25 protein-coding genes and 1 other RNA gene are annotated in these 25,275 nt (G+C 63.1%); 17 read left to right on the forward strand and 9 right to left on the reverse strand.

The window, feature by feature from the left end; all coding sequences use genetic code 11:
* Nucleotides 1-234: 234 nt before the first annotated feature.
* The 12 genes from ccoN (at nt 235) to ACGLHT_RS04965 (ending at nt 12,327) form a co-directional block, all read left to right on the forward strand.
* Complete coding sequence (ccoN, locus tag ACGLHT_RS04910) at nt 235-1,677, forward strand: cytochrome-c oxidase, cbb3-type subunit I (protein ID WP_015271137.1); 1,443 nt, start codon at nt 235-237, stop codon at nt 1,675-1,677.
* On the forward strand, nt 1,677-2,285 hold the full coding sequence (gene ccoO / locus ACGLHT_RS04915) for a cytochrome-c oxidase, cbb3-type subunit II (protein ID WP_013973496.1): 609 nt from the start codon (nt 1,677-1,679) through the stop codon (nt 2,283-2,285). Before ccoN ends, ccoO begins: the two co-directional genes overlap by 1 nt.
* Before the next feature lie 5 nt (nt 2,286-2,290).
* Nucleotides 2,291-2,482, forward strand: coding sequence for a CcoQ/FixQ family Cbb3-type cytochrome c oxidase assembly chaperone (locus tag ACGLHT_RS04920; protein ID WP_003259925.1), 192 nt, complete (start codon nt 2,291-2,293; stop codon nt 2,480-2,482).
* Complete coding sequence (gene ccoP, locus ACGLHT_RS04925) at nt 2,479-3,456, forward strand: cytochrome-c oxidase, cbb3-type subunit III (RefSeq protein WP_046615057.1); 978 nt, start codon at nt 2,479-2,481, stop codon at nt 3,454-3,456. The genes ACGLHT_RS04920 and ccoP overlap by 4 nt, the downstream gene beginning before the upstream one ends.
* Nucleotides 3,457-3,778: 322 nt before the next feature.
* Nucleotides 3,779-5,194: a cytochrome c oxidase accessory protein CcoG gene (gene ccoG / locus ACGLHT_RS04930; RefSeq protein WP_137164485.1), complete on the forward strand. Its 1,416-nt coding sequence runs from the start codon at nt 3,779-3,781 to the stop codon at nt 5,192-5,194.
* A 15-nt stretch (nt 5,195-5,209) separates the two neighbouring features.
* Nucleotides 5,210-5,734 (forward strand): FixH family protein, encoded by a 525-nt coding sequence (locus ACGLHT_RS04935; RefSeq protein WP_054572585.1) that lies wholly within the window; start codon nt 5,210-5,212, stop codon nt 5,732-5,734.
* A 155-nt stretch (nt 5,735-5,889) separates the two neighbouring features.
* Nucleotides 5,890-8,364 carry a heavy metal translocating P-type ATPase gene (locus ACGLHT_RS04940; protein WP_274120451.1) on the forward strand — a complete coding sequence of 825 codons (2,475 nt, stop codon included), beginning with the start codon at nt 5,890-5,892 and terminating at the stop codon, nt 8,362-8,364.
* On the forward strand, nt 8,343-8,558 hold the full coding sequence (gene ccoS / locus ACGLHT_RS04945; protein ID WP_025340014.1) for a cbb3-type cytochrome oxidase assembly protein CcoS: 216 nt from the start codon (nt 8,343-8,345) through the stop codon (nt 8,556-8,558). Before ACGLHT_RS04940 ends, ccoS begins: the two co-directional genes overlap by 22 nt.
* Nucleotides 8,551-9,234: a sulfite exporter TauE/SafE family protein gene (locus ACGLHT_RS04950; RefSeq protein ID WP_025340015.1), complete on the forward strand. Its 684-nt coding sequence runs from the start codon at nt 8,551-8,553 to the stop codon at nt 9,232-9,234. Before ccoS ends, ACGLHT_RS04950 begins: the two co-directional genes overlap by 8 nt.
* 187 nt (nt 9,235-9,421) lie before the next feature.
* Complete coding sequence (hemN, locus tag ACGLHT_RS04955; protein WP_025340016.1) at nt 9,422-10,804, forward strand: oxygen-independent coproporphyrinogen III oxidase; 1,383 nt, start codon at nt 9,422-9,424, stop codon at nt 10,802-10,804.
* Between the two features lie 184 nt (nt 10,805-10,988).
* Nucleotides 10,989-11,723, forward strand: a complete 735-nt coding sequence (fnrA, locus tag ACGLHT_RS04960; RefSeq protein ID WP_015271145.1) for a Crp/Fnr family transcriptional regulator FnrA — start codon at nt 10,989-10,991, stop codon at nt 11,721-11,723.
* A gap of 55 nt (nt 11,724-11,778) precedes the next feature.
* Nucleotides 11,779-12,327: an adenine phosphoribosyltransferase gene (locus ACGLHT_RS04965; protein WP_009683910.1), complete on the forward strand. Its 549-nt coding sequence runs from the start codon at nt 11,779-11,781 to the stop codon at nt 12,325-12,327.
* Between the two features lie 131 nt (nt 12,328-12,458).
* Here the strand turns inward: ACGLHT_RS04965 and recR are convergent, their stop codons facing one another.
* The 3 genes from recR to dnaX all read right to left on the reverse strand — a co-directional run bounded on the left by recR (nt 12,459) and on the right by dnaX (nt 15,824).
* Nucleotides 12,459-13,061 carry a recombination mediator RecR gene (gene recR, locus ACGLHT_RS04970; protein ID WP_003259670.1) on the reverse strand — a complete coding sequence of 201 codons (603 nt, stop codon included), beginning with the start codon at nt 13,059-13,061 and terminating at the stop codon, nt 12,459-12,461.
* Nucleotides 13,062-13,351: 290 nt separating this feature from the next.
* Nucleotides 13,352-13,687, reverse strand: a complete 336-nt coding sequence (locus ACGLHT_RS04975) for a YbaB/EbfC family nucleoid-associated protein (protein ID WP_003259671.1) — start codon at nt 13,685-13,687, stop codon at nt 13,352-13,354.
* A 64-nt stretch (nt 13,688-13,751) separates the two neighbouring features.
* The gene (dnaX, locus tag ACGLHT_RS04980; RefSeq protein ID WP_274078381.1) at nt 13,752-15,824 is read right to left on the reverse strand and encodes a DNA polymerase III subunit gamma/tau; all 2,073 of its coding nucleotides are present in this window, start codon (nt 15,822-15,824) and stop codon (nt 13,752-13,754) included.
* 123 nt (nt 15,825-15,947) lie between these two features.
* Between dnaX and ACGLHT_RS04985 the strand changes: the two genes are divergently transcribed.
* The gene (locus tag ACGLHT_RS04985; protein WP_274120452.1) at nt 15,948-16,715 is read left to right on the forward strand and encodes an ABC transporter substrate-binding protein; all 768 of its coding nucleotides are present in this window, start codon (nt 15,948-15,950) and stop codon (nt 16,713-16,715) included.
* Between the two features lie 181 nt (nt 16,716-16,896).
* Here ACGLHT_RS04985 and ACGLHT_RS04990 read toward each other — a convergent pair whose 3' ends face one another.
* Entirely contained in the window at nt 16,897-17,172 is a 276-nt protein-coding gene (locus tag ACGLHT_RS04990) for a hypothetical protein (RefSeq protein WP_013973508.1), read from the reverse strand.
* Nucleotides 17,173-17,540: 368 nt separating this feature from the next.
* Nucleotides 17,541-18,029, reverse strand: a complete 489-nt coding sequence (locus tag ACGLHT_RS04995; protein ID WP_274078383.1) for a DUF2938 domain-containing protein — start codon at nt 18,027-18,029, stop codon at nt 17,541-17,543.
* An 82-nt stretch (nt 18,030-18,111) separates the two neighbouring features.
* Here ACGLHT_RS04995 and ACGLHT_RS05000 point away from each other — a divergent pair, with 82 nt between their 5' ends.
* From ACGLHT_RS05000 to ACGLHT_RS05010, 3 genes are all read left to right on the forward strand, one after another.
* Nucleotides 18,112-18,534: a helix-turn-helix domain-containing protein gene (locus ACGLHT_RS05000; protein ID WP_274120453.1), complete on the forward strand. Its 423-nt coding sequence runs from the start codon at nt 18,112-18,114 to the stop codon at nt 18,532-18,534.
* A gap of 137 nt (nt 18,535-18,671) precedes the next feature.
* Nucleotides 18,672-19,097, forward strand: coding sequence for a hypothetical protein (locus tag ACGLHT_RS05005; RefSeq protein WP_274120454.1), 426 nt, complete (start codon nt 18,672-18,674; stop codon nt 19,095-19,097).
* A gap of 143 nt (nt 19,098-19,240) precedes the next feature.
* Nucleotides 19,241-19,798, forward strand: a complete 558-nt coding sequence (locus tag ACGLHT_RS05010; protein WP_256573577.1) for a hypothetical protein — start codon at nt 19,241-19,243, stop codon at nt 19,796-19,798.
* 99 nt (nt 19,799-19,897) lie between these two features.
* Here the strand turns inward: ACGLHT_RS05010 and ACGLHT_RS05015 are convergent, their stop codons facing one another.
* Entirely contained in the window at nt 19,898-20,668 is a 771-nt protein-coding gene (locus ACGLHT_RS05015) for a pirin family protein (protein ID WP_274120455.1), read from the reverse strand.
* Between the two features lie 235 nt (nt 20,669-20,903).
* Here ACGLHT_RS05015 and ACGLHT_RS05020 point away from each other — a divergent pair, with 235 nt between their 5' ends.
* Nucleotides 20,904-21,230: a hypothetical protein gene (locus tag ACGLHT_RS05020; protein WP_137164491.1), complete on the forward strand. Its 327-nt coding sequence runs from the start codon at nt 20,904-20,906 to the stop codon at nt 21,228-21,230.
* 63 nt (nt 21,231-21,293) lie between these two features.
* Here the strand turns inward: ACGLHT_RS05020 and ffs are convergent.
* The 3 genes from ffs to zipA all read right to left on the reverse strand — a co-directional run bounded on the left by ffs (nt 21,294) and on the right by zipA (nt 25,180).
* Nucleotides 21,294-21,390: signal recognition particle sRNA small type (ffs, locus tag ACGLHT_RS05025), an RNA gene on the reverse strand.
* Nucleotides 21,391-21,719: 329 nt separating this feature from the next.
* On the reverse strand, nt 21,720-24,050 hold the full coding sequence (ligA, locus tag ACGLHT_RS05030) for an NAD-dependent DNA ligase LigA (protein ID WP_274120456.1): 2,331 nt from the start codon (nt 24,048-24,050) through the stop codon (nt 21,720-21,722).
* Between the two features lie 239 nt (nt 24,051-24,289).
* Complete coding sequence (gene zipA, locus ACGLHT_RS05035) at nt 24,290-25,180, reverse strand: cell division protein ZipA (RefSeq protein ID WP_025340022.1); 891 nt, start codon at nt 25,178-25,180, stop codon at nt 24,290-24,292.
* Between the last annotated feature and the right edge of the window lie 95 nt (nt 25,181-25,275).

Raw genomic sequence — 25,275 nt, forward strand, 5'->3', positions numbered from 1 at the left:
GTCGCCGTCCCGATAAAAAGCTTGACCGATCGATCAGAAAAAGGCGAAAAACGGTACACATTACAAATATTTATTTGTGTACAATCGTCCAGGCCCGATCGCTGCGGGACATCAGTGAACGGGCTCGGGCACGGGTCGGCGTACCAAAGTTGCGTTGCGGTAACCCTGGTGGTTATCAATACTGGCGCCGATTTTTTCGACCAACAAGAACATCAAAACCGTGGAACCTTAGCAATGAGCACAGCAATCAGTCCGACTGCTTATAACTATAAGGTCGTCCGCCAGTTCGCCATCATGACGGTGGTCTGGGGGATCCTTGGCATGGGCCTCGGCGTCTTCATCGCCTCGCAGCTGGTATGGCCGCAACTGAACCTGGACCTGCCCTGGACCAGCTTCGGCCGCCTGCGCCCGCTGCACACCAACCTGGTGATCTTCGCCTTCGGGGGCTGTGCGCTGTTCGGCACCAGCTACTACGTGGTGCAGCGCACCTGCCAGACCCGGCTGATCTCCGACAGCATGGCCGCCTTCACCTTCTGGGGTTGGCAGGCGGTGATCGTCGGGGCGCTGATCACCCTGCCGATGGGCTACACCACCACCAAGGAATACGCCGAGCTCGAGTGGCCGCTGGCGATCCTGCTGGCCATTGTGTGGGTCACCTACGGGCTGGTGTTCTTCGGCACCATCGTCAAGCGCAAGACCAAGCACATCTATGTCGGCAACTGGTTCTACGGCGCCTTCATCGTGGTTACCGCGATGCTGCACATCGTCAACCACATCTCGCTGCCGGTAAGCCTGTTCAAATCGTACTCGGCCTACTCCGGCGCCACCGACGCGATGATCCAGTGGTGGTACGGCCACAACGCCGTGGGCTTCTTCCTCACCACCGGCTTCCTGGGGATGATGTACTACTTCGTACCCAAGCAGGCCGAACGCCCGATCTACTCGTATCGCCTGTCGATCGTGCACTTCTGGGCACTGATCACCCTGTACATCTGGGCCGGCCCGCACCACCTGCACTACACCGCCCTGCCTGACTGGGCACAGTCGCTGGGCATGGTCATGTCGATCATCCTGCTGGCGCCAAGCTGGGGCGGCATGATCAACGGCATGATGACCCTGTCCGGTGCCTGGCACAAACTGCGCACCGACCCGATCCTGCGCTTCCTGGTGGTATCGCTGGCGTTCTACGGCATGTCCACCTTCGAAGGCCCGATGATGGCCATCAAGACCGTGAACTCGCTGTCGCACTACACCGACTGGACCATCGGCCACGTGCACGCCGGCGCCCTCGGCTGGGTGGCGATGATCTCGATCGGCGCCGTGTACCACATGATCCCGCGCCTGTATGGCCGCGAGCAGATGCACAGCGTCGGCCTGATCAACGCGCACTTCTGGCTGGCTACCATCGGTACCGTGCTGTACATCGCCTCGATGTGGGTAAACGGCATCACCCAGGGCCTGATGTGGCGCGCCATCAACGATGACGGCACCCTCACCTACTCCTTCGTCGAAGCCCTGCAGGCCAGCCACCCTGGCTATATCGTCCGCGCCCTGGGCGGTGCGTTCTTCGCCACCGGCATGCTGCTGATGGCCTACAACGTGTTCCGTACCGTACGTGCCGCCAACCCGGCACAGGCTGAGGAAGCCGCCAAGATCGTCGTCGTGGGAGCGCACTGATGAAGCATGAAGCCGTCGAGAAGAACATAGGCCTGCTGGCCTTCTTCATGGTCATCGCCGTGAGCGTCGGTGGCCTGACCCAGATCGTCCCGCTGTTTTTCCAGGACGTCACCAACAAACCCGTGGAAGGCATGAAGCCGCGCACCGCGCTGGAACTTGAAGGCCGCGATATCTACATCCGCGAAGGCTGCGTGGGCTGCCACTCGCAGATGATCCGCCCGTTCCGTGCCGAAACCGAGCGCTACGGCCACTACTCGGTAGCCGGCGAGAGCGTGTGGGACCACCCGTTCCTGTGGGGCTCCAAGCGTACCGGGCCGGACCTGGCGCGGGTCGGTGGCCGTTACTCCGATGACTGGCACCGTGCGCACCTGTACAACCCGCGCAACGTGGTACCGGAATCGAAGATGCCGTCGTACCCATGGCTGGTCGAGCACAAGCTCGACGGCAAGGACACCGCGAAGAAGATGGAAGTGCTGCGCACCCTCGGCGTGCCGTACACCGACGCCGACATCGCCGGGGCCCGCGACGCGGTCAAGGGCAAGACCGAAATGGACGCCATCGTCGCGTACCTGCAGGGTCTTGGCACCATCATCAAGAGCAAACGGTGACGCTGATGGATATCGGGATGATTCGCGGCCTGGGCACCGTCGTGGTGATGGTGGCCTTCGTGGGCCTGGCGCTGTGGGTGTTCAACCCACGGCGCAAGAAGGACTTCGACGAAGCGACCCAACTGCCCTTCGCGGATGACCCCGAAGCCAGCCGGCACGTCGAGCAAGCAAAAGCTTCTGGGAGCAAAAAACAATGACAACCTTCTGGAGTCTGTACGTTACCGTCCTGACCCTGGGCACCATCTTCTCGTTGACCTGGCTGCTGCTGTCGACCCGCAAGGGCCAGCGCGAAGAGGTCACCGACGAAACCGTCGGGCATGCCTTCGATGGCATCGAGGAGTACGACAACCCGCTGCCGAAATGGTGGTTCTGGCTGTTCGTCGGCACCATCGTCTTCGCCCTCGGCTACCTGGTGCTGTACCCGGGCCTGGGCAACTGGAAAGGCGTCCTGCCGGGCTACTCGTACCTGGATAACGACAAGCAGACCGAGTTTTCCAACGGCCAGCCGGGCTGGACCGGCGTGCACGAGTGGGAAAAGGAAATGGCCAAGGCCGACGCCCGCTTCGGGCCGATCTTCGCCAAGTTCGCCGCCATGCCCATCACCGAGGTGGCCAAGGACCCGCAGGCCCTGAAGATGGGCGCGCGGCTGTTCGCTTCCAACTGCTCGGTGTGCCACGGCTCCGACGCCAAGGGTGCCTTCGGCTTCCCTAACCTCACCGACAACGACTGGCGCTGGGGCGGCGAGCCAGACACCATCAAGACCACCATCATGGGCGGTCGCCACGGCGTGATGCCGGCCTGGGCCGAAGTGATCGGTGACCAGGGCGTGGCCGATGTGGCCGCGTTCGTGGTCAGCAAGCTCGATGGCCGCACCCTGCCAGAGGGCGTGAAGGCCGATGCCGAGAACGGGCAGAAGATCTTCGCCGCCAACTGCGTGGCCTGCCACGGGCCGGAGGGCAAGGGTACGCCAGCCATGGGCGCGCCGAACCTGACCCATCCGCAGGCGTTCATCTACGGTTCGAGCTTTGCCCAGTTGCAACAGACCATCCGCTACGGTCGCCAGGGGCAGATGCCGGCCCAGGAGCAGTTGCAAGGGAATGACAAGGTGCACTTGCTGGCGGCTTATGTGTACAGCCTGTCGCAGCAGGCCGAACCGGCCAAGGCCGAGTAAGGCAGGCCTGGCCTCTTCGCGGGTAAACCCGCTCCCACAGGTACTGCGCTCGCGTCAGGATCTGTGCGATCCCTGTGGGAGCGGGTTCACCCGCGAAGAGGCCGGTACTGAAAACACATTTGTTGCAGGCCCCATGACCTGGATCAATTGACACCCGCCATAACACGATTCATGCCACGAACCCAACGCGACTAAAGGTCGCAGTGCAGCCCCATACTGCCATCAGCGGCGTATCATGGGCCGCAGAGCGCTAGCAGATTGCGCGAGACTGCGGCCGGCACGCACTGGCTGCGGCGTTTCTCCACTGCCGTGGGACTTGATGATGAGCAAGCAAATTCCGGTACATGACGTCACCCCGCCTGCCAACAAAGGGAAGGATTCCGTCGACCTCTACGCCTCCCGGGAAAAGATCTACACCCGTGCCTTCACCGGCCTGTTCCGGCGCCTGCGCATGGTCGGCGGGGCTGTGCTGTTCCTGCTGTACTTCGGCACCGTGTGGCTGAACTGGGGCGGCCACCAGGCCGTGTGGTGGAACCTGCCCGAGCGCAAGTTCTACATCTTCGGCGCCACCATCTGGCCGCAAGACTTCATCCTGCTTTCGGGCATCCTCATCGTTGCCGCCTTCGGCCTGTTCTTCATCACCGTGTTCGCCGGCCGGGTGTGGTGCGGCTACACCTGCCCGCAAAGCGTGTGGACCTGGATTTTCATGTGGTGCGAAAAGGTCACCGAGGGCGACCGCAACCAGCGCATGAAGCTCGACAAAGCCCCCATGAGCGGCAACAAGTTCCTGCGCAAGTTCGCCAAGCACAGCCTGTGGCTGCTGATCGGCTTCGTCACCGGCATGACCTTCGTCGGCTATTTCTCGCCGATCCGTGAACTGGCCACCGAATTCTTTACCGGCCAGGCCGACGGCTGGGCCTACTTCTGGGTCGGCTTCTTCACCCTCGCCACCTACGGCAACGCCGGCTGGCTGCGCGAGCAGGTGTGCGTGTACATGTGCCCCTACGCGCGCTTCCAGAGCGTGATGTTCGACAAGGACACGCTGATCGTTTCCTACGACCCGCGTCGTGGCGAAACCCGCGGCCCGCGCAAAAAGGACCTGGACTATAAGGCCGCGGGCCTGGGCGACTGCATCGACTGCACCATGTGCGTGCAGGTCTGCCCCACCGGCATCGACATCCGTGACGGCTTGCAGATCGAGTGCATCGGCTGCGCCGCGTGCATCGACGCCTGCGACAACATCATGGACAAGATGAACTACCCCAAAGGGCTGATCAGCTACACCACCGAGCACAACCTGTCCGGGCAGAAGACCCACATGCTGCGCCCACGCCTGATCGGCTATGCCGTGGTCCTGCTGGTGATGATGGTCGGCCTGGCCACCGCCTTCGCCACCCGTTCGCTGGTCGGTTTCGACGTGAGCAAGGACCGCGTGCTGTACCGCGAGAACGCCCAGGGCCGGATCGAGAACGTGTACAGCCTGAAAGTGATGAACAAGGACCAGCGTGACCACGTCTACGTACTGGACGCCACCGGCCTGCCGGACCTGAAGCTTGAAGGCCAGCGCGAAATCCGCGTGGACGCTGGTGACATTGTCAGCCTGCCGGTGCAGCTGTCGATCGCACCCGAGAAACTGCCATCGACCACCAACGAAATCACCTTCATCCTCAAGAGCGCCGATGACAGCGACGCCCAGGTTGAAGCCAAGAGCCGCTTCATCGGCCCACAGATCCGCTGAGAGAGATAACCCACAATGCCTGCCACCGCCGCCAGCCCCTGGTACAAGCACCTCTGGCCCTGGATCATCATCGGTATCCTCGCCACCTCGGTGTGCCTGAGCCTGACCATGGTCAGCATCGCCGTGCACAACCCGGACAACCTGGTGAACGACAACTACTACGAGGCTGGCAAAGGCATCAACCGCTCGCTGGACCGAGAACTGCTGGCGCAGACGCTGGGCCTGAAGGCCGGCGTGCACCTGGACGAGCTGACCGGCGAAGTGGATGTGCGCCTGGCCGGCAACAGCGACCCGCAGAGCCTGGAGCTGAACCTGATTTCGCCAACCCAGCCGGAGAAAGACCGCAAGGTGCTGCTGAGCCGGGTCGAGGCAGGGCGCTATGTGGGGCAGCTGGAGGACAAGGTTGACGGGCGGCGCTTCGTCGAGCTGCTGGGTAGCGAAGGTGGCCAGGTTTGGCGCTTGTTCGAGGAAGAAAAAGTGGAGCATGGTGTCACTTTGCAACTGGGTGACGAAGCCATTCAAGGCGCCGAGCACCTGTAGGAGCGGCCTTGTGTCGCGAAAGGGCTGCAGCGCAGCCCCAGCGATTCATGCACCGCTGCTGAAGTCCCGGGGCCGCTTCGCGGCCCTTTCGCGACACAAGGCCGCTCCTACAGGGATGCGCGCCAGCCGGCCGATTTGTGTAAGGCAATGATGTGATGACCCAGCCCACCCCCTGCTACCACTGCGCCCTGCCCGTCCCCTCCGGCAGCCGCTTCAACGCCGTGGTCCTCGGCCAGCCCCGGCAGTTCTGCTGCCCCGGCTGCCAGGCGGTGGCCGAGTCGATCGTCGCCGGTGGCCTGGAGCACTACTACCAGCACCGCAGCGACAACAGCGCCAACCCCGAGGCCCTGCCCAAGCAGCTACAGGACGAACTGGCCCTCTACGACCGCAGCGACGTTCAGCAAACCTTCGTTCGCCATGCTGGCGACCTGGCCGAAACCACCCTGCTGGTCGAAGGCATCAGCTGCGCCGCCTGCGGCTGGCTGATCGAAAAGCACCTGCGCAACCTGCCCGGCGTCGCCGAGGCGCGCCTGAACCTGTCCAACCACCGCCTGCTGCTGAACTGGCATGACCAGCAACTGCCGCTCTCGCGCCTGCTCGCCGAGCTGCGCCAGATCGGCTACGCCGCCCACCCCTATCAGCCCGACCAGGCCGCCGAGCAACTGGCCCGCGAGAACCGCAGCGCCCTGCGCCGCCTGGGCGTGGCCGGGCTGCTGTGGTTCCAGGCGATGATGGCAACCATGGCCACCTGGCCGGAATTCAACATCGACCTGTCGCCCGAACTGCACACCATCCTGCGCTGGGTCGCGCTGTTCCTCACCATACCCATCGTGTTCTACAGCTGCGCACCGTTCTTCAAGGGCGCGGCACGCGACCTGCGTACCCGCCACCTGACCATGGACGTTTCGGTGTCACTGGCCATTGGCCTGGCCTTCGGCGCCGGCATCTGGACAGCCATTACCGGCAGCGGCGAGCTGTATTTCGACACCGTGGGCATGTTCGCGCTGTTCCTGCTCACCGGCCGCTACCTGGAGCGCCGCGCCCGCGAACGCACCGCCGCGGCCACTGCGCAGCTGGTCAACCTGCTGCCGGCCTCGTGCCTGCGCCTGGACGCCGTCGGCCGCAGCGAGCGCATCCTGCTCAGCGAACTGCAGCGCGGTGACACGGTGCAGGTGCTGCCAGGCGCAGTAATCCCCGCCGACGGGCGCATCGTCGAAGGCCGCTCCAGCGTCGATGAATCGTTGCTGACCGGTGAATACCTGCCACAACCACGGCGGGTCGGCGAGCGGGTCACCGGCGGCACCCTGAACGTCGAAAGCACCCTGAACGTGGAAGTCGAAGCCCTCGGCCACGACTCGCGGTTGTCGGCCATCGTCCGCCTGCTGGAACGCGCCCAGACCGAAAAACCACGCCTGGCCGAAATCGCCGACCGGGCCTCGCAGTGGTTCCTGCTGTTCTCGCTGCTGGCCGCTGCGGCTATCGGCCTGTGGTGGTGGCACCTGGACCCGACGCGGGCGTTCTGGATCGTGCTGGCCATGCTGGTAGCGACCTGCCCTTGCGCGCTGTCCCTGGCTACGCCAACGGCGCTTACTGCGGCCACCGGCACCTTGCACAAGCTCGGCCTGCTGGTCACCCGTGGCCATGTGCTGGAAGGCCTGAACCAGATCGACACGGTGATTTTTGACAAGACCGGCACGCTGACCGAGGGCCGCCTGACCTTGCGCAGCATTCGCCCGCTCGGCAGCCTGCCCGCCGACCGCTGCCTGGCCCTGGCCGCAGCGCTGGAGAACCGCTCCGAACACCCCATCGCCCGTGCCTTCGGTCGCACCGCCACGCCTGCTGACGACGTGCAGACCGTGCCGGGCCTGGGCCTGGAGGGGCTGGTCGAAGGCCAGCGCCTGCGCATTGGCCAGGCCACCTTCGTCTGCGCCCTGAGCGGCGCGGAAATCCCCGGTGTGCCAGAGCCGCGCGGCCAGTGGCTGCTGCTGGGCGACCGTCAGGGGCCGCTGGCCTGGTTCGGCCTGGACGACCGCCTGCGCGACGATGCCCCTGCCCTGCTGGCGGCCTGCAAGGCCCGTGGCTGGCGCACGCTGCTGCTGTCGGGCGACAGCTCGCCGATGGTTGCCGAAGTGGCCGCGCAGCTGGGCATCGACCAGGCCATCGGCGGCCTGCGCCCGGACGATAAACTGGACCGGCTGAAGGCGCTGCAGGCGGCCGGGCGCAAGGTGCTGATGCTGGGTGACGGGGTCAACGACGTGCCGGTACTGGCCGCCGCCGACATCAGCATCGCCATGGGCAGCGCCACCGACCTGGCCAAGACCAGCGCCGACGCCGTGCTGCTGTCCAACCGCCTGCAGGCGCTGGTACAGGCCTTCGAGCTGGCCCGCCGCACCCGCCGCAACATCCTCGAGAACCTGCTCTGGGCGACCTTGTATAATGGCCTGATGTTACCGTTCGCCGCGCTTGGCTGGATCACCCCGGTGTGGGCAGCCATCGGCATGTCGGTCAGTTCACTGATCGTGGTACTCAACGCCCTGCGCCTGACCCGCCTGCCCCTGGCATCGGGCCTGCCAGCGAACGAAGCGCCCTTGCCCGGGAGGAAGTCGTCATGCCCGCACTCTATGTCATGATCCCCGCAGCCCTGCTGCTGGTCGGCGTGGCCGTGTACATCTTCTTCTGGGCGGTGGACAGCGGCCAGTACGACGACCTGGAAAGCCCTGCCCACAGCATCCTGTTCGACGACCAGGACCCGCGCCACCAGGCGGCGGTGAAGCCTGACGACAACCAGGCCGACACCGACAAGGAACCCCCACCCCGTGCCTGACCTGCTGCCCCTGCTGGGCTCGGCGTTGGTCCTCGGCCTGCTCGGCGGCGGCCACTGCCTGGGCATGTGCGGCGGCCTGATGGGTGCGCTGACCCTAGCCATACCACCCGAACAACGTGGCCGGCGCTTGCGCCTGCTGCTGGCGTACAACCTTGGGCGCATTCTCAGTTATGCCTGTGCCGGCCTGCTGCTGGGCCTGGCCGGCTGGGCCGTGGCCAGCAGCCCGGCGGCGCTGGCACTGCGGGTGGTGGCGGCCCTGCTGTTGATCGCCATGGGGTTGTACCTGGCCGGCTGGTGGAGCGGGCTGACCCGCATCGAGGCGCTGGGCCGGGGGCTGTGGCGGCATATCCAGCCGGTGGCGTCGCGCTTGCTGCCGGTGTCCAGCGTGCCTCGGGCGTTGTTGCTGGGGGCCTTGTGGGGGTGGTTGCCGTGCGGGTTGGTGTACAGCACCTTGCTGTGGGCGGCCAGCCAGGGCAATGCCGGGTACAGCGCGGCGCTGATGCTGGCGTTCGGCGTGGGGACCTGGCCGGTGTTGCTGGCTACCGGATTAGCCGCGGAGCGGGTAAACATTTTGTTGAAAAGACGCAGTGTGCGGGTGGCTGGCGGGGTGCTGGTGATGCTGTTTGGTATCTGGACCATGCCGGGGCCGCATCAGCATTGGTTGATGGGGCATTGATGGGGGCCGCTTTGCGACCCTTCGCGGGCATGCCCGCTCCCACAGGATCATGTGTACCCCCTGTGGGAGCGGGCAAGCCCGCGAAGGGCTGCAGAGCAGCCCCAATGCCCTTGATACAAATCAACACAGATTCCTACAGACGGCCATAGACTCCGGGGCACTGCTGCTCTTTCCGGGGACCGCCCTCATGCTCGACGACCTTCGTTGGGATACCGACCTGATCCGCCGTTACGACCTGGCCGGACCACGCTACACCTCTTACCCGACCGCCGTGCAACTGCACAGCGAAGTGGGCTCGTTCGACCTGCTCCACGCCCTGCGCGAAAGCCGTCGGGCCGCGCGCCCGCTGTCGCTGTACGTGCATGTGCCGTTCTGCGCCAACATCTGCTACTACTGCGCCTGCAACAAAGTCATCACCAAGGACCGCGGCCGCGCCGCGCCCTACCTGCAGCGCCTGGAGCAGGAAATCCAGCTGATCGCCTGCCACCTCGACCCTAAACAGCGTGTCGAGCAGCTGCATTTCGGCGGCGGCACGCCAACTTTCCTCAGCCATGTGGAACTGCGCCAGCTGATGGCCACCCTGCGCCAGCACTTCCACCTGCTGGACGACGACTCCGGCGACTACGGCATCGAGATCGACCCGCGCGAAGCCGACTGGTCGACCATGGGCCTGCTCCGCGAACTGGGCTTCAACCGCGTCAGCCTGGGCGTGCAGGACCTCGACCCGGCCGTGCAGCGCGCGGTAAACCGCCTGCAGAGCCTGGAGCAGACCCGCACCCTGATCGAAGCCGCGCGCACCCTGCAGTTCCGCTCGATCAACCTCGACCTGATCTACGGCCTACCCAAGCAAACCCCGGAAGGCTTTGCCCGCACCGTCGAAGAAGTGATCCGCCTGCAACCCGACCGCCTGTCGGTGTTCAACTACGCCCACCTGCCCGAGCGCTTCATGCCGCAACGGCGCATCGACAGCAATGACCTGCCCAGCGCGGCCGCCAAGCTAGAGATGCTGCACGCCACCATCGACCAGCTGACCGCCGCCGGCTACCGCTACATCGGCATGGACCACTTCGCCCTGCCCGACGACGAGCTGGCCATCGCCCAGGAAGAAGGCACCCTGCAGCGCAACTTCCAGGGTTACACCACCCATGGGCACTGCGACCTGATCGGCCTGGGCGTATCGGCCATCAGCCAGATCGGCGACCTGTACTGCCAGAACAGCAGCGACCTCAACACCTACCAGGACAGCCTGTCCAACGCCCAGCTGGCCACCCAGCGCGGCCTGCTGTGCAACCACGACGACCGCATCCGCCGGGCGGTGATCCAGCAACTGATCTGCCATTTCGAGCTGGATTTCGAGCCGATCGAACAGGCCTTCACCATCGATTTTCGCGGCTACTTCAACGACCTCTGGCCAGAACTGCTGACCTTGCAGCGCGACGGCCTGATCCGCCTGGACGACAAAGGCATCCGCATCCTGCCGGCCGGCCGCCTGCTGGCGCGCTCGGTGTGCATGGTGTTCGACGCCTACCTGGCGATGCACAACCGCCAGCGCTTCTCGCGGGTGATCTGAACCGAGTCGTTCAACCGCATGGACAAAGTTCCTTGCCAGGCACACCATGGGCACAGCGAAGGCCCCGGCGCACACCCGCCGGGGCCGGGCCAGCTCGCACCACAACAGCGCACGCTGGCCTACAACCTACGCCGTGAGTTACCCTTACGTCTTATGTGTGCTTTCCCACAAGGATCGAATGAAAATGTCCGAGCCAGTCAAACTGCGCCCACACAACCAGGCCCATTGCAAGGACTGCAGCCTGGCCCCCCTGTGCCTGCCTCTGTCGCTCAACCTGGAAGACATGGATGCACTGGATGAAATCGTCAAGCGTGGGCGGCCGTTGAAAAAAGGCGAGTTCCTGTTCCGCCAGGGCGACAATTTCGGCTCGGTCTACGCGGTACGTTCCGGCGCGCTGAAAACCTTCAGCCTCAGCGACAGCGGCGAAGAGCAGATCACCGGCTTCCACCTGCCCAGCGAACTGGTCGGCCTGTCGGGCATGGACACCGAAGCCTACCCGGTGTCGGCACAGGCCCAGGAAACCACCTCGGTGTGCGAAATCCCGTTCGAGCGCCTCGACGAGCTGTCGGTGCAGCTGCCGCAGCTACGCCGCCAGCTGATGCGGGTAATGAGCCGGGAAATCCGCGACGACCAGCAGATGATGCTGCTGCTGTCGAAAAAGACCGCTGACGAGCGTATTGCCACCTTCCTGGTCAACCTGTCGGCGCGCTTCCGCGCCCGCGGCTATTCGGCCAACCAGTTCCGCCTGAGCATGTCGCGCAACGAAATCGGCAACTACCTGGGCCTGGCGGTGGAAACCGTGTCGCGGGTGTTCACCCGCTTCCAGCAGAACGGCCTGATCCGTGCCGAAGGCAAGGAAGTGCACATTCTCGACCCGATCCAGCTGTGCGCGCTGGCCGGTGGAGCAATGGAGGCCTGAGGCCGGCGTTTAGCGGGTATACTTGGGCATTCGTTTTCCCAGGATACCCGCAACAATGCACAGCGACGCCTTCGACCTCAAAGCCCTGATCCGCCCGGTAGTGGACTTCCCCAAACCGGGCGTGATCTTCCGCGATATCACCCCGCTGTTCCAGTCGCCACGCGGGCTGCGCTATGTGGCCGACCAGTTCATCGAGCGCTATGTCGAAGCCGAGTTCAGCCACATCGGCGCCATGGACGCGCGGGGCTTCCTGATCGGCTCGATCATCGCCCACCAGCTGAACAAGCCACTGATCCTGTTCCGCAAGCAGGGCAAGCTGCCGGCTGACGTGCTGAGCGAGGGTTACCAGACCGAGTACGGCGAAGCCTTCCTGGAAGTGCATGCCGACAGCCTGTGCGAAGGGGATTCGGTGTTGATCTTCGATGACTTGATTGCTACTGGCGGTACGCTGCTGGCAGCGGCCAACCTGGTGCGCCGGACCGGTGCGCAGGTGTTCGAGGCGGCGGCGATCATCGATCTGCCGGAGCTGGACGGGTCGCGCCGACTGCAGGCGGCCGGGGTACCGACTTTCTGCCTGACCGAGTTTTCTCTTAGCGAGTACTGAGTTGGGTTTTGGGGCTGCTTTGCAGCCCATCGCGACGCAAGGCCGCTCCTACAGTATCCGAAAATTGCGCGGCCCCTGTAGGAGCGGCCTTGTGTCGCGATGGGCCGCAAAGCGGCCCCAACCATTCTGAATCAGAGCGAAATCGGCCGACGCCCCGCAAACGCATGGGCCAAGGTCCCACCATCCACCAGCTCCAGCTCGCCGCCCAGCGGCACGCCATGGGCAATCCGCGACGCCACCAGGCCCTTCTCGCTCAGCAACTGGGCAATGTAATGCGCCGTCGCCTCCCCTTCCACCGTCGGGTTGGTCGCCAGGATCACCTCGGTGAAGGTGCCCTGCTCCTCGATCCGCGCCATCAGCTGCGGAATCCCGATCGCCTCAGGCCCCAACCCGTCCAGCGGCGACAAGTGGCCCTTGAGCACGAAGTAGCGGCCACGGTAGCCGGTCTGCTCCACTGCATACACATCGGTCGGCCCTTCGACCACACACAACTGGGTATCGTCCCGGCGCGTGTCGGCGCATTGCGGGCAAAGCTCCTGCTCGGTCAGGGTGCGGCACTGACGGCAATGCCCAACCCCCTCCATGGCCTGGGTCAAGGCCTGAGCCAGGCGCAGGCCGCCGCTGCGGTCACGCTCGAGCAGTTGCAGGGCCATGCGCTGGGCGGTTTTCTGGCCGACACCCGGGAGAATACGCAGGGCATCGATCAGTTGGCGGATGAGAGGGCTGAAGCTCATGGGAAAGGCCTGACAAATCAATAAGAGGCGGTTTATACCCAGCGGGGGCAGTGGCGTCAAATCAGCCATGCGCACATCGCAAGGCTTGCGCGGTCCCTGTAGGAGCGGCCTTGTGTCGCGATGGGGCGCGAAGCGGCCCCAGGTTATCAGCTTCACAGCATGGATTGTCGGGGCTGCTGCGCAGCCCTTTCGCGACACAAGGCCGCTCCTACAAAGACCGCGATGGCTGCAGGAACGCACAAAAAAACCGCCGCTGTCATCAGCGGCGGTTTTCAGTAACGCAAATGCCCTTAGAAAGGCATCTTGAAGCCCGGCGGCAGCTGCATGCCGGCGGTCATGCTGCCCATCTTGTCCTGGCTGTTCTGCTCGACCTTGCGCACGGCGTCGTTCAGCGCGGCGGCGATCAGGTCTTCCAGCACTTCCTTGTCGTCTTCATCAGTCGACATCAGGCTCTGGTCGATGCTGACACGCTTGACGTCGTGACGACCGGTCATCACCACGCTCACCAGGCCACCACCGGACTGGCCGGTGACTTCGGCGTTGGCCAGCTCTTCCTGCATCTTCTGCATCTTTTCCTGCATCTGCTGGGCCTGCTTCATCAGGCCGGCCATGCCACCTTTCATCATGGGGGTATACCTCGATTGGGTCATGTGATGCGGCCCGGCACCGGGCCGGCCGCATGGTTATCCGTTACTGGCCCTGATTAACCAGGGCTTCTACAGGCTCAATAGTATCCTGCCGCACCTTGGCGCCGAACAACTTGATCATCTGCTGGATCAACGGATCCTGCTCGATCGAGGTGACTGCGTCCTGCTGGCGCTCGGCGCGTTTGCGCGCCGCTGCCTGGGCCGGGGTTTCCTGCTCGGGCAGGATCAGCTCGATGCGCAGGTTCAGCGTGCGCCCCAGGTGCTGGTTGAGCGCTTCGTTAAGGCGCCGCTGCTGGGTGGCGTTGAACAGCGCACCCTGGCCAGGGTCCAGGTGCAGCAGCCAGTCGTCGCCATCGGCGGCAATCAACGTACAGTTTGCCGCGATGTTGCCTGTCATCCCGGATACAGGCAACTGTGGGAATAATTCCAGCCATTGCAGGGCCAGGCCGGTGGCCGGCTTGGCTGCGGGCAGCGGTTCGGCTGCCGGCTTGGGTGCTTCTTCCTGGACGTGTTCGGCCAGTTCGTCCAGGTAGCTGAAGCCGACCGGGTCGCTTTCGCCGCCGTAATAGTCTTCGTCCAACGGTGGTTCATCGTCGCGGTCCATGCCTACTGCGGCATAAGCGGACGGGTCGAAAGGTGGCTCGTCGTCGTGTGCCGGGGCGGCAGGTGCCGGCGTGGGTGCAGGGGGCGGAGCAGGAGCCGGCGCAGGCTCGGCCACTACCGGTGCGGGCGCTGGCGCGGGCTCTTCCCATGGCAGGTCAACCACCTCTGCCACGGGTTCTGGTACTGGCTCAGGTTCGCTGACCGGTGCAGGTTCAGCCGCCACCACAGGCTCGACAACTGGCTGTGGCGCTGGCTCGACCGGTGCGGGCGCCTGCACTTGTTGCGCGGCAACCGGTGCAACAGGCTCCACGACAGCAGCGGCCGGCGGCGCCACGGCAACCGCCGGCGCTGCCACCGGTGTTGCAGGATCAGCTGTGGCCTGGCTGATCCCCACTGGCTTTAGTACCGGCTTCGGCGCGTCGTCGGTGTCGGCCGGGCGGAACGCCAGCATGCGCAGCAGGACCATTTCGAAACCGCCGCGCGGGTCCGGCGCCAAGGGCAGGTCACGGCGGCCGATCAGGCCCATCTGGTAATAGAACTGCACGTCCTCCGCTGGCAATGCCGAGGCCAGCGCCAGCACCCGCTCACGGTCGCCCTGGCCGTTGTCCACCGCTTCCGGCAGCGCCTGGGCAATGGCCACGCGGTGCAGCACATTGAGCATCTCTGCCAGCACGCCAGCCCAGTCCGGCCCCTGCTCGGCCAGGTTGCGCACGGCCTCGAGCAAGGCCCGGGCATCGCCTTCGAGCAGCGCCTGCAGCACCCCGTAGACCTGGCCATGATCAAGGCTGCCGAGCATGGCCCGCACATCGGCGGCCAGCACCTTGCCTTCGCCAAAGGCGATGGCCTGGTCGGTCAGGCTCATGGCGTCGCGCATCGAACCATCGGCCGCGCGACCCAGCAGCCACAGGGCATCCGGCTCGAACGGCACGTTTTCGGCAGCCAGAACATGGCTGAGGTGCTCGACCACGCGCTCCGGGCTCATGTTCTTCAGCGAGAACTGCAGGCAGCGCGACAGGATGGTGGCCGGCAGCTTCTGCGGGTCGGTGGTGGCGAGGATGAACTTGACGTAGGGCGGCGGCTCTTCCAGCGTCTTGAGCAAGGCGTTGAACGAGTGGGTCGAGAGCATGTGCACTTCGTCGATCAGGTAGACCTTGAAGCGCCCACGGCTCGGGGCGTACTGCACGTTATCAAGCAGTTCGCGGGTGTCCTCGACCTTGGTGCGGCTGGCGGCGTCGATCTCGATCAGGTCGACGAAACGGCCTTCGTCGATCTCCCGGCACACCGAGCAGGTGCCGCAGGGCGTGGAGGTGATGCCGGTTTCGCAGTTCAGGCACTTGGCGATGATACGGGCGATGGTGGTCTTGCCCACACCCCGGGTACCGGTGAACAGGTAGGCATGGTGCAGGCGCTGGTTGTCCAAGGCATTGATCAAGGCCTTGAGCACATGGGTCTGGCCGACCATTTCGCGGAACGAGCGCGGACGCCATTTACGTGCAAGAACCTGATAACTCATCGAAAAACCATCGTAGCCTGATCGAGCGGAAGATCGCTAATGCTAGCGGAGCGGGGGCAAAATTGCACCCTGCGCAAGTCGTCTAAGCTTTGAAACTGGCGCGCCATCCAGGGAGGATTGCCTTTGCGAAGACTGCTGGCCCTGTTGCTGCTGTGGAGCACCTACAGCCAGGCTGAACAGCCCGTGTTGCGTTTTTCTGTCGCCGAGAGCTGGAGCATGCCGCTGGTGCGCATCGAAAGCGACCAGCCGGTGGACGGTTTGCTATACGACCTGATGCAGGCCTTGGCCAAGGAGGTGGGCGTACGCCCCGAATACCACGTCATGGCCCGCCTGCGCCTGCAGGAGGCGATGAACAGCGGTGATATAGATGTGCGCTGCTATGTCAGCACCCAGTGGTTCAATGATCGGCCGGGGGATTTTGTCTGGAGCATCCCGCTGCTGCACCAGCGAGACCTGCTGGTAGGACGCGCTGGCGACAGTACTCCGCTGCCCCCGGAGCAACTGCCTGCCCAGGCGATCGGCACAGTGCTTGGCTACACCTATTCGACCTTGCAACCGCTGCTCGATCAGGGCCGCCTGCACCGCGAGGACAGCCGCAGCCAGTTGCTGGTACTGCAGAAGCTGCAAGCCGGGCGCTATCGGCATGCGGTAAGCAACCAGCTGTCGTTGCAGTGGTTCAACCAGGGGCTACCCGCCGAGCAGCAATTGCAGGCGCTGGCAGTGCTGGAGGACCAGGACCTGGGGTGCATGGTACGCAATGACCCGTCGATACCGACCCAAGGGCTGCTGCGGGCGCTGGTGCGAATGAAGCAGTCGGGGGAGATCGAGCGGATTGTGCAGCGGTATGGGGGGACGGGCAACCAAGAACCCATGTCTGTGGCTCGCCCCTGAGCCACGCATACCTGATGAAAGACAAACCCGCCCGAAAATTGCACGCCCGCTGTGGGAGCGGGTTCACCCGCGAACACCGGCAAAGCCGGTGCCATCCATCGCGTCGCGTTCTTCGCGGGTAAACCCGCTCCCACAGGGTTAATTGATATCCCTGCTATCTCTACTTACTCCAAGGCCGACTTCACTGGCTTCTACGCTCAACTGCCAGTGCCACAGCATCCGCCTGCCCCCAGGCAATCTGCATGGCCCGCAACCCGTGCTCCAGCAACTGCCGCGTCTCCTCGTCCTGGATACGCTCCAGCGCCCGCCGGCTGTCGCTATAGGCAAACATCAGATAGTGGGTGACATTCATCAACGCGAACTCCATCGGCACGATGCCTTCGCTGATCGCGCGGGAAAGGGATTTACCTTGGGGAAGCTCGAAAACGTGGGGTGGATCGGGGACCAGTTTTTTCATGACAGCTCCGTGTTGGCTGTGTTGTCCCCTTCCGCTTCCACGCATTAGGGTGGCAACTGTACGCGGGGTGGAAGACCAGGTACACGGTAGACCCGGCAGGTACGAATACCTCCCGCGCACAGCCGCCATAAATGACAACCGTCCCGTGTACTGCCCAGGCTTCCACACCCGATCGCTGAACCGACAGCGACCGCAAAAGCCTAGTGGGCGGTGATTCCCGGGACAATCAGACGGGAGTCGACGGAGTGCGTAGGATATTTCGACACCTCCTACAGAAAAAGCGGGAAATTGCCCTGACCGTTGTAGGAAGCATCCTGAAAGCAGATCGCATTCCTGCTACCGATTGCTCGTCTTGAGGAATGTCGCTCTCACACAGCCGCAACCAAACCCGCACTCAAGAACATCCCCACGCCAAACACAAAATGCGTGGCCAGGCTCTTCAGGCAATTGCGCACAGGCGTCGGCGTCCTCGACGCAAAGAACCCCGCGCCCATCGCCGGCTGCATGAAGCACAAAGGCGCCACGACCGTCACCACACCAACAACCAGCGCAGGCAACAATGTAGGCGCCAGCAACCAGCCCTCCCCCACGATCACGACCAGCAGCATCGCGAACAGCACGCCGATGGCGTAATGAATCCCCCACCCCAACGCCAGCTCATGCCGCACCGGTTTCGTCTTGGCAATCGCCTGGTGCCGCACACGCCCGTGCAGCAAATGCCCCGCCCAACGCCCGACCATGGCGAAGTTCAGCGTGGCAACACCCATCCGCCTAAGCAGCAGCCCCCACAAGTCCATCACCATCGTGGCACCGATACCAATCGGCAAGGCGGCGGAAAACATCGCAGTAAACGTCATTGAACAAGCCCTCGAAGATTGACGGTCATCACCATGCCGCGCAGCATAGAAGTTGAAGTCAACTTCAAGTCAAGGGCCCAAAATGGACATTGCCGACGTCGCCAAACGCACAGGCGTACCCGCCTCGACGCTGCGCTACTACGAGAAGAAAGGCCTGCTCAAGTCACTCGCCGGGCCTGGCCAGCGGCGGCAGTTCGCAGCCGATGTGGCAGACCGGCTGGCGCTGATCGCCCTGGGCCAGGCTGCGGGGTTTTCGCTGGATGAAGTGGGGGCGATGCTGGTGGACCTGCAGGTCGACCGGCAGATGCTGATCGCCAAGGCCGACGAACTGGATGCACGGATCAGGCGCTTGCAGGCGATGAGCAAGGGCTTGCGGCATGCGGCGCAGTGCCCTGAGGAAGATCACCTGGAATGCCCGAAATTCCAGCGGCTGATGAAGCTGTCGGCGGCGGGGCATGGGAAAAAACGGGGCAGTTCAACAGTTGCATTTAAGCGGCCAGGATAAAACCACCATTTGGACGCATCATCATCTGAATAGAGTAATGGCAATACGATATCAGTGCGCCACTACTCAGTGTAGAGTTACGCGCCTCCGCGCCCAGCCGTGCGCCGAGAACAGTACTCACACTCAGGAAATGTTGCATGTCCACAATTCGAAATCTGACCGCTGCCGCACTGATAGCGCTGACCACTGGTTGTGCTACCGGCCTCAATTCGGCCCAAGAGTCGGAACTTGCCAGCTATCGCGCCAGAAACCTCGCGGTTCAAGAAAAAAACCCAGGGCTTGCTGCCGGCCTTGGCCTGCTTCCCGGCGGCGGTTCGTTCTACGGGCGCGCATATGGCTTTGGTGTGGTGAACCTGCTGTTCTGGCCGCTTTCCATTCTGTGGGACCCGGTGAGTGGGCATGACGCTGCAGAGATGATCAACTACCAAGCCACCAAAGCCCATGTTGCAACGCTGAAAAAGCACGACATGGACGAACTCGATGCCAAGCTGGAATCTGACTCGATCGACCTCAAACGCTACACGCTCGACAAACGCAGAATCGATGAGAAGTACAACCTGTAAAGGCGTCTGCCGCACAGCGCAACGCTCGGCCTGAGGCCTGTACGTTCCCAACGATGCCGCGGCGCGCCTTTCAATAGTTGAAGCCATACACGATGTATGGCTTTCGTCTTGCTTTACCGGCATATAACTCAAGGATTATTCAAGTGACCTACTTCCGTGTGTTTCTAGTCTCGGTATTTATTGCCCTTTGCACAGGGTGCGCTTCGCCTGCTCAAATTTCCGGAATGTCCGTGGCATCCGACCAGACCGATGCGCAGTTTTATGATCAACGCCTGCATCGCAACATTCAGGTGACCGAAGTAAATGGCGGAGACGCCACCAACCCGCTCTGGACTTCGGAAATCGACGGCCCGGACTTTGGTGCTGCACTCAAACAATCACTTGCCAGTGCTGACCTGCTTGGCGAAGCACCTGCTGCCTACACCCTGCGCGCCAACCTGCTGCGGGTCGACCAACCCATTTTTGGCCTGGATTTCGAAGTTACCTGCGAGGCTGAATATACGTTGACCGAGTCTGCTTCAAACACCGTTATCTTCCGAGAGATCATTCGGACGCCCTTTACCGCTGGCGTTGGCGACTCCGTTATCGCGATCAAGCGCCTGCGCCTGGCCAATGAAGGTTCGGCACGCACAAATATCAGCACGCTGCTGAAGCGCCTCAAGGCGCTCAAACTTGAGGCCGGACAGGTTTCTCTAAAGTAAAGAATACCTGCTGAAACCGGGCTTTCGATGCGGGTAGGACAACAGCGCCTACTCCGCTGCATCGGCGCGGTCGCGGCAGGAATGGAAGTCAGATGGCACCTACCGGCGCCGGGCACATGCCTGCGTCTTGCAGCCCCCGAAGGATTGCTTCCTGGAAGGTGCCGAGCCTGTTGCCCGGAGATCGAACACCAGCACCTGCGCATCAGTAGCGTGGCTGAACGTGACCGCCTGGGTTTCCGTCAGCTTCAGTCCGTCGCCCTCCACAACAGTTTCTCCGTTCACCCGGAGCCTGCCTGCGACAACGTGGACATAGGCGTGTCGTCGCCCTGCGAGGGCCAGAGTATGCGACTCACCTTGTGAGAAGTTGCCCGCATAGATTTTCGTATCCTGAAGGATTTTCAGCGATCCGGCTTGCCCCGTTTTTGAGGCGATCAGCTGGAGCTTTCCATGCCGTTCTCCGACCGGAAAATGCTTCTGTTGGTATGAAGGCTTGGTGCGAGACGAATGGGGGGTCAGCCAGATTTGTAGCAGATGCACAGGCTGGGTAGCGGAAGCATTGAATTCGCTGTGCTCGATACCTGAGCCGGCACTGATGAGCTGAAAGTCGCCTGCGTGAATCCTGGTGCTGTTTGCCAGGGTGTCTCGATGGGCCAATGTTCCCTTGAGGACATAGGTCAGGATCTCCACATCACGATGGCCATGTTGACCGAAGCCTTTACCCTGTGAAATCCAATCTTCATTGATGACGCGCAGGTCCGAAAAACCACTCTCTTGCGGGTTTCTATAGCTTCCAAACGAGAAGGAATGCCGGGATTTCAGCCACGGCAAACGGGTCGCGCCCCGATCACCTGCCTTGCGGATCTCTTTCATGCTCACACCGAAATGCATTGCTTCAAAGAGGAGGCAGCTTAGAGGAGAGTTTGATCGAAGAAAAATATCAGAAACTGGTCTGAATCATCGCCTTGGTAGATTGAATAGACATTCGGTTACCCTGAGACGCTCGTTACTCATCAAAATCAATGATAGGTAACATCGACATTTGCCTGTTTTCTATCAGCCAAATGAAATGGAGAATGGCGCCTGAACTCAAATCTGGAACTGTCTGATGCGCTTTCTGCCTTTTGCTGCTGCCTCCTTCACTATCACACTGCTGGCGGGGTGCGCATCCGCGCCTAACCAGCCGACAAAGGAGTTGCTGACCGCGAAATCTCCAGAAGCTTTTTCCGCCTGCGTCATGCAGAAGTTGCAAGAGAATCAGCAATCGCCAAACGTCACCCATACGAGCCGAAGCTATCGCGTGATTCTGAGCAGCCCTGTTGCGGCGGACAATGTGATCGAGACGTTCAAAGGGGACACGGGCGGGAAAGTCTACGTTTATCAGCGAGGGCTCTTTTCTGAAAACCTCGTTCGTGTAGCTTCGCAATGCGCTTGAGGAGAAGTCGAGTAGGGTAATGCGAGAAATCCTTGAGAATTCAAGGACCTGAAATGGAGGCGGCCCCACCAGCCACACCCCGGCACTCGATGTTCCCGCTATGGCTGCTCCCTTCCGGGCCTGACCAGGTTAACGGGTAATCAATGCGGGGGGACCGATGGGGCCACCACTACAAGGCTCGCTGAACAGCGAGTGGCGCCATTGTACCGGTCTTGGGGGCAGATACAACCTCTGGAGCAGAAAAAGTCATCATTTCTCAATGACTTGTCCGGGTCGGGGTGGCCTGGAGCTGCCAATTCGCGGGTGAACCCGCTCCTACAGGGGTAGCGCTGACATCAAGACCAGCGCAGGACCTGTGGGAGCGGGCGTGTCGAGGCGTCGAACCGCCGCGAAGCAGGCGCCGCGGTGGATGGCACGGGCTTCGCCCGTGTTCGCGGGCATGCCCGCTCCCACAAGGACCGCGCAAGCCACAGGGGATTGCGCAGGGCGTTAGACAGCGATGCCCTGCTCGCCCAGGAAGGTGACGAAGGCATCTTCATCAAGCACCTTCACGCCCAACTCGCTGGCCTTGGCCAGCTTGGACCCCGCCCCCGGCCCTGCCACCACGCAGTGGGTCTTGCCAGAAACCGAACCCGCCACCTTGGCCCCCAGGCTTTCCAGCTTTTCCTTGGCGATATCACGGCTCATGCGCTCCAGGGTGCCGGTCAGCACCCAGGTCTGGCCGGCCAGCGGCAAGCCTTCGGCGATTTTCTTCTCGCTGCTCCAGTGCATGCCGAACGCCAGCAACTGTGCCTCGATGTCCCGGGCCAGCTTCTGGTTGGCTTCATCCTTGAAGAACTCGCGCACGGCTTCGGCCTGCTTGGCCGCCAGGGCCTGGCGCAGGTCGATGCCGTCGGCGGCGATGATCTTGTCCAGGCTGTCGAGCTTGGCCACCAGCTTCTCGGCACCGGTCGGGCCAACCGAGGCGATGTCGAGCTTGGCGATCATGCCGGCCAGGGTGGTGCTGGCGGCAAACTCGGCAGCCAGCTCGCCTTCGTCCTGCAGTTGCATGCCGCTGTCGAGCAACTGCTTGATGACCTTGCGGTTGTGCTCGTCCTCGAAGAAGTTGTGAATCTCGTACGCCACCTCCAGGCCGATGTCCGGCAGGTAAGTGAGCACTTGCGGCAGCGCTTGCTGCACGCGCGCCAGGCTGCCCAGCGAGCGGGCCAGCACCTTGGCGGTCTCCTCGCCTACGTCGGGGATGCCCAAGGCGTAGATGAAGCGCGCCAGGCCCGGGCGCTTGCTGGCTTCGATGGCATCGAGCAGCTTCTTGCTGGACACTTCGGCAAAACCTTCCAGGCCGACGATCTGGTCGAATTCCAGCTTGTACAGGTCGGCCGGCGAGCCGATCAGGCCTTCGTCCACCAGCTGCTCGACGCTCTTCTCACCCAGGCCGTCGATGTCCATGGCGCGGCGTGACACGTAGTGGATGATCGCCTGCTTGAGCTGGGCGCCACAGGCCAGGCGACCGACGCAGCGGTACACCGCACCCTCGCTGGTGGTTTCCTTGCCCTTGCTACGCTTGACCAGCTGGGTACGCTCGACCTGCGAGCCGCATACCGGGCATTCGCTTGGCACCTGCACCGGGCGCGCATCTTCCGGGCGGCGCTCCAGCACCACCTGCATCACCTGCGGAATCACGTCACCGGCGCGGCGGATGATCACCGTGTCGCCAATGCGCAGGCCCAGGCGGGCGATTTCGTCCATGTTGTGCAGGGTGGCGTTGGACACGGTCACACCGGCGACCTTGACCGGCTTCAGGCGTGCCACGGGCGTTACCGCGCCGGTGCGGCCGACCTGGAACTCGACATCCAGCACCTCGGTCAGCTCTTCCATGGCCGGGAACTTGTGGGCAATCGCCCAGCGCGGCTCACGGGCGCGGAAGCCTAGTTCGCGCTGGGCGGCCAGGCTGTTGACCTTGAACACCACGCCGTCGATTTCGTAGGGCAGGCTGTTGCGTCGCTCGCCGATGTCGCGATAGTAGGCCAGGCATTCTTCGATGCCAGCGGCATGCTTGAGTTCGCGGCTGATCGGCAGGCCCCAGGCCTTGAGCTGCTCGAGGATGCCGATGTGGCTGTCGCCGATGCTCGCGGACACCTGGCCGACGCCATAGCAGCAGAATTCCAGCGGGCGGCTGGCGGTGATTTTCGAGTCCAGCTGACGCAGGCTGCCGGCGGCGGCGTTGCGCGGGTTGGCGAAGGTCTTGCCACCGGCTTCGGCCTGGGCGGCGTTGAGCCGGTCGAAACCGGCCTTGCTCATGTACACCTCGCCGCGTACCTCCAGCACCGCCGGCCACCCCTCGCCTTGCAGCTTGAGCGGGATGTTGCGCACGGTACGTACGTTGGCACTGATGTCTTCGCCAGTGGTGCCGTCGCCACGGGTGGCGCCCTGCACCAGCTGGCCATCGCGGTACAACAAGCTTACGGCCAGGCCGTCGAGCTTGGGCTCGCAGCTGTAGTCGACCGCACCGGGCTGGTCGAGGCCGTCTACCACGCGGCGGCCGAACTCACGCAAGTCGGCTTCTTCGAAGGCGTTGCCCAGGCTGAGCATGGGCACTTCGTGGCGTACCTGGCTGAACGCGGCCAGGGCTTCGCCACCCACGCGCTGGGTGGGCGAGTCGGGGGTTACCAGGTGCGGGTGTTCGGCTTCAAGCGCCTTGAGCTCGTTGAACAGGCGGTCGTATTCGGCATCGGGCACGCTTGGCTCATCGAGCACGTAGTAGCGGTAGTTGTGCTGGTCGAGCTCGGCACGCAGTTCGTGGATACGGGTTTCGGCGGTCATGGGATTTGTCTTCTCTTGCAAAGCAAAAGAGCAGCCTGGGGGTGGGTGCCGGGGGCTTGAGGTATTTATCGCCTGTGCCGGCCTCTTCGCGGGTAAACCCGCTCCCACAGGGACATCACTGCCCTTGAGGCTTGTGGTGCCCCTGTGGGAGCGGGCAAGCCCGCGAAGAGGCCGGCACAGGCAATTGCAATACCCGAACCGACCAGCACGCCCTCAGGCTGCTCTTTCGTCTGGATCTGTCAGCGCTTCTGGGTCAGCGCACGGCGCTCGAACTCGACGATGCGCTGGCGGTAGTGCTCGATGGTCTGGGCGGTCAGCACGCTGCGCTGGTCGTCCTTGAGCTCACCGTTCAGTTCGTGCGCCAGCTTGCGCGCCGCAGCCACCATCACGTCGAAGGCCTGCTTCGGATGACGTGGGCCCGGCAGGCCGAGGAAGAAGCTCACCGCGCGGGTGCTGAAGTGGTCGATGTCGTCCAGGTCGAACACGCCGGGCTTGACGGCGTTGGCCATGGAGAACAGCACCTCGCCGTGACCGGCCATGCTCTCGTGACGGTGGAAGATGTCCATTTCGCCGAAGCGCAGGCCGCTTTCCAGAATGTTCTGCAGCAGCGCCGGGCCCTTGAAGCCACCCTCGTCGCGGGAGATGACGCTGATCACCAGCACTTCCTCGGCCGGCGGCAGCTCCTTGACGCTGTTGCTGGCAGGCGCCGCACCGTTGCTGCGGGTGTTTTCCGCGGCAAAGTCGTCATCGCTGTCGGCAAACAGGTCGGGCTCGCGTGGCTCGGCGCTCAGGTTCAGGTCGCCCTGCTGTGCATCCGCAGCAGCGGTGGCGCGCTTGCCGCGCTTGGCAGCCTTGGCCGGCTTGGGTTCGCGCTCGCGATCACGCGCAGAAGCACTGAGCGACGGCAGGTCGCTTTCGTCCAGCTCAGGCTCCTTGTGGGTATCAAGCACCCGCGAAGGGCCAAGCACTTCGGCATTGCCCTCTTCGTCCGGCAGGTTGGAATAACTGCGATCCAGACGGAATTTCAACTTGCCTTTCCCGCCGCGCATGCGGCGCCAGCCGTCGAAAAGAATCCCGGCAATGACAATGATGCCGATGACGATCAGCCACTCGCGCAGACCGATTTCCATGTAATCCCGTGCCTCTATAAAAATATGCTTGAAAACAAAGGGTTCAAAGCCCTTTAACACGTGGCGCCAACTCTATGTTCTGACAGGCGTTTTAC

This window comes from Pseudomonas sp. PsB (assembly GCF_043658375.1).
GTDB lineage: Bacteria > Pseudomonadota > Gammaproteobacteria > Pseudomonadales > Pseudomonadaceae > Aquipseudomonas > Aquipseudomonas putida_Z.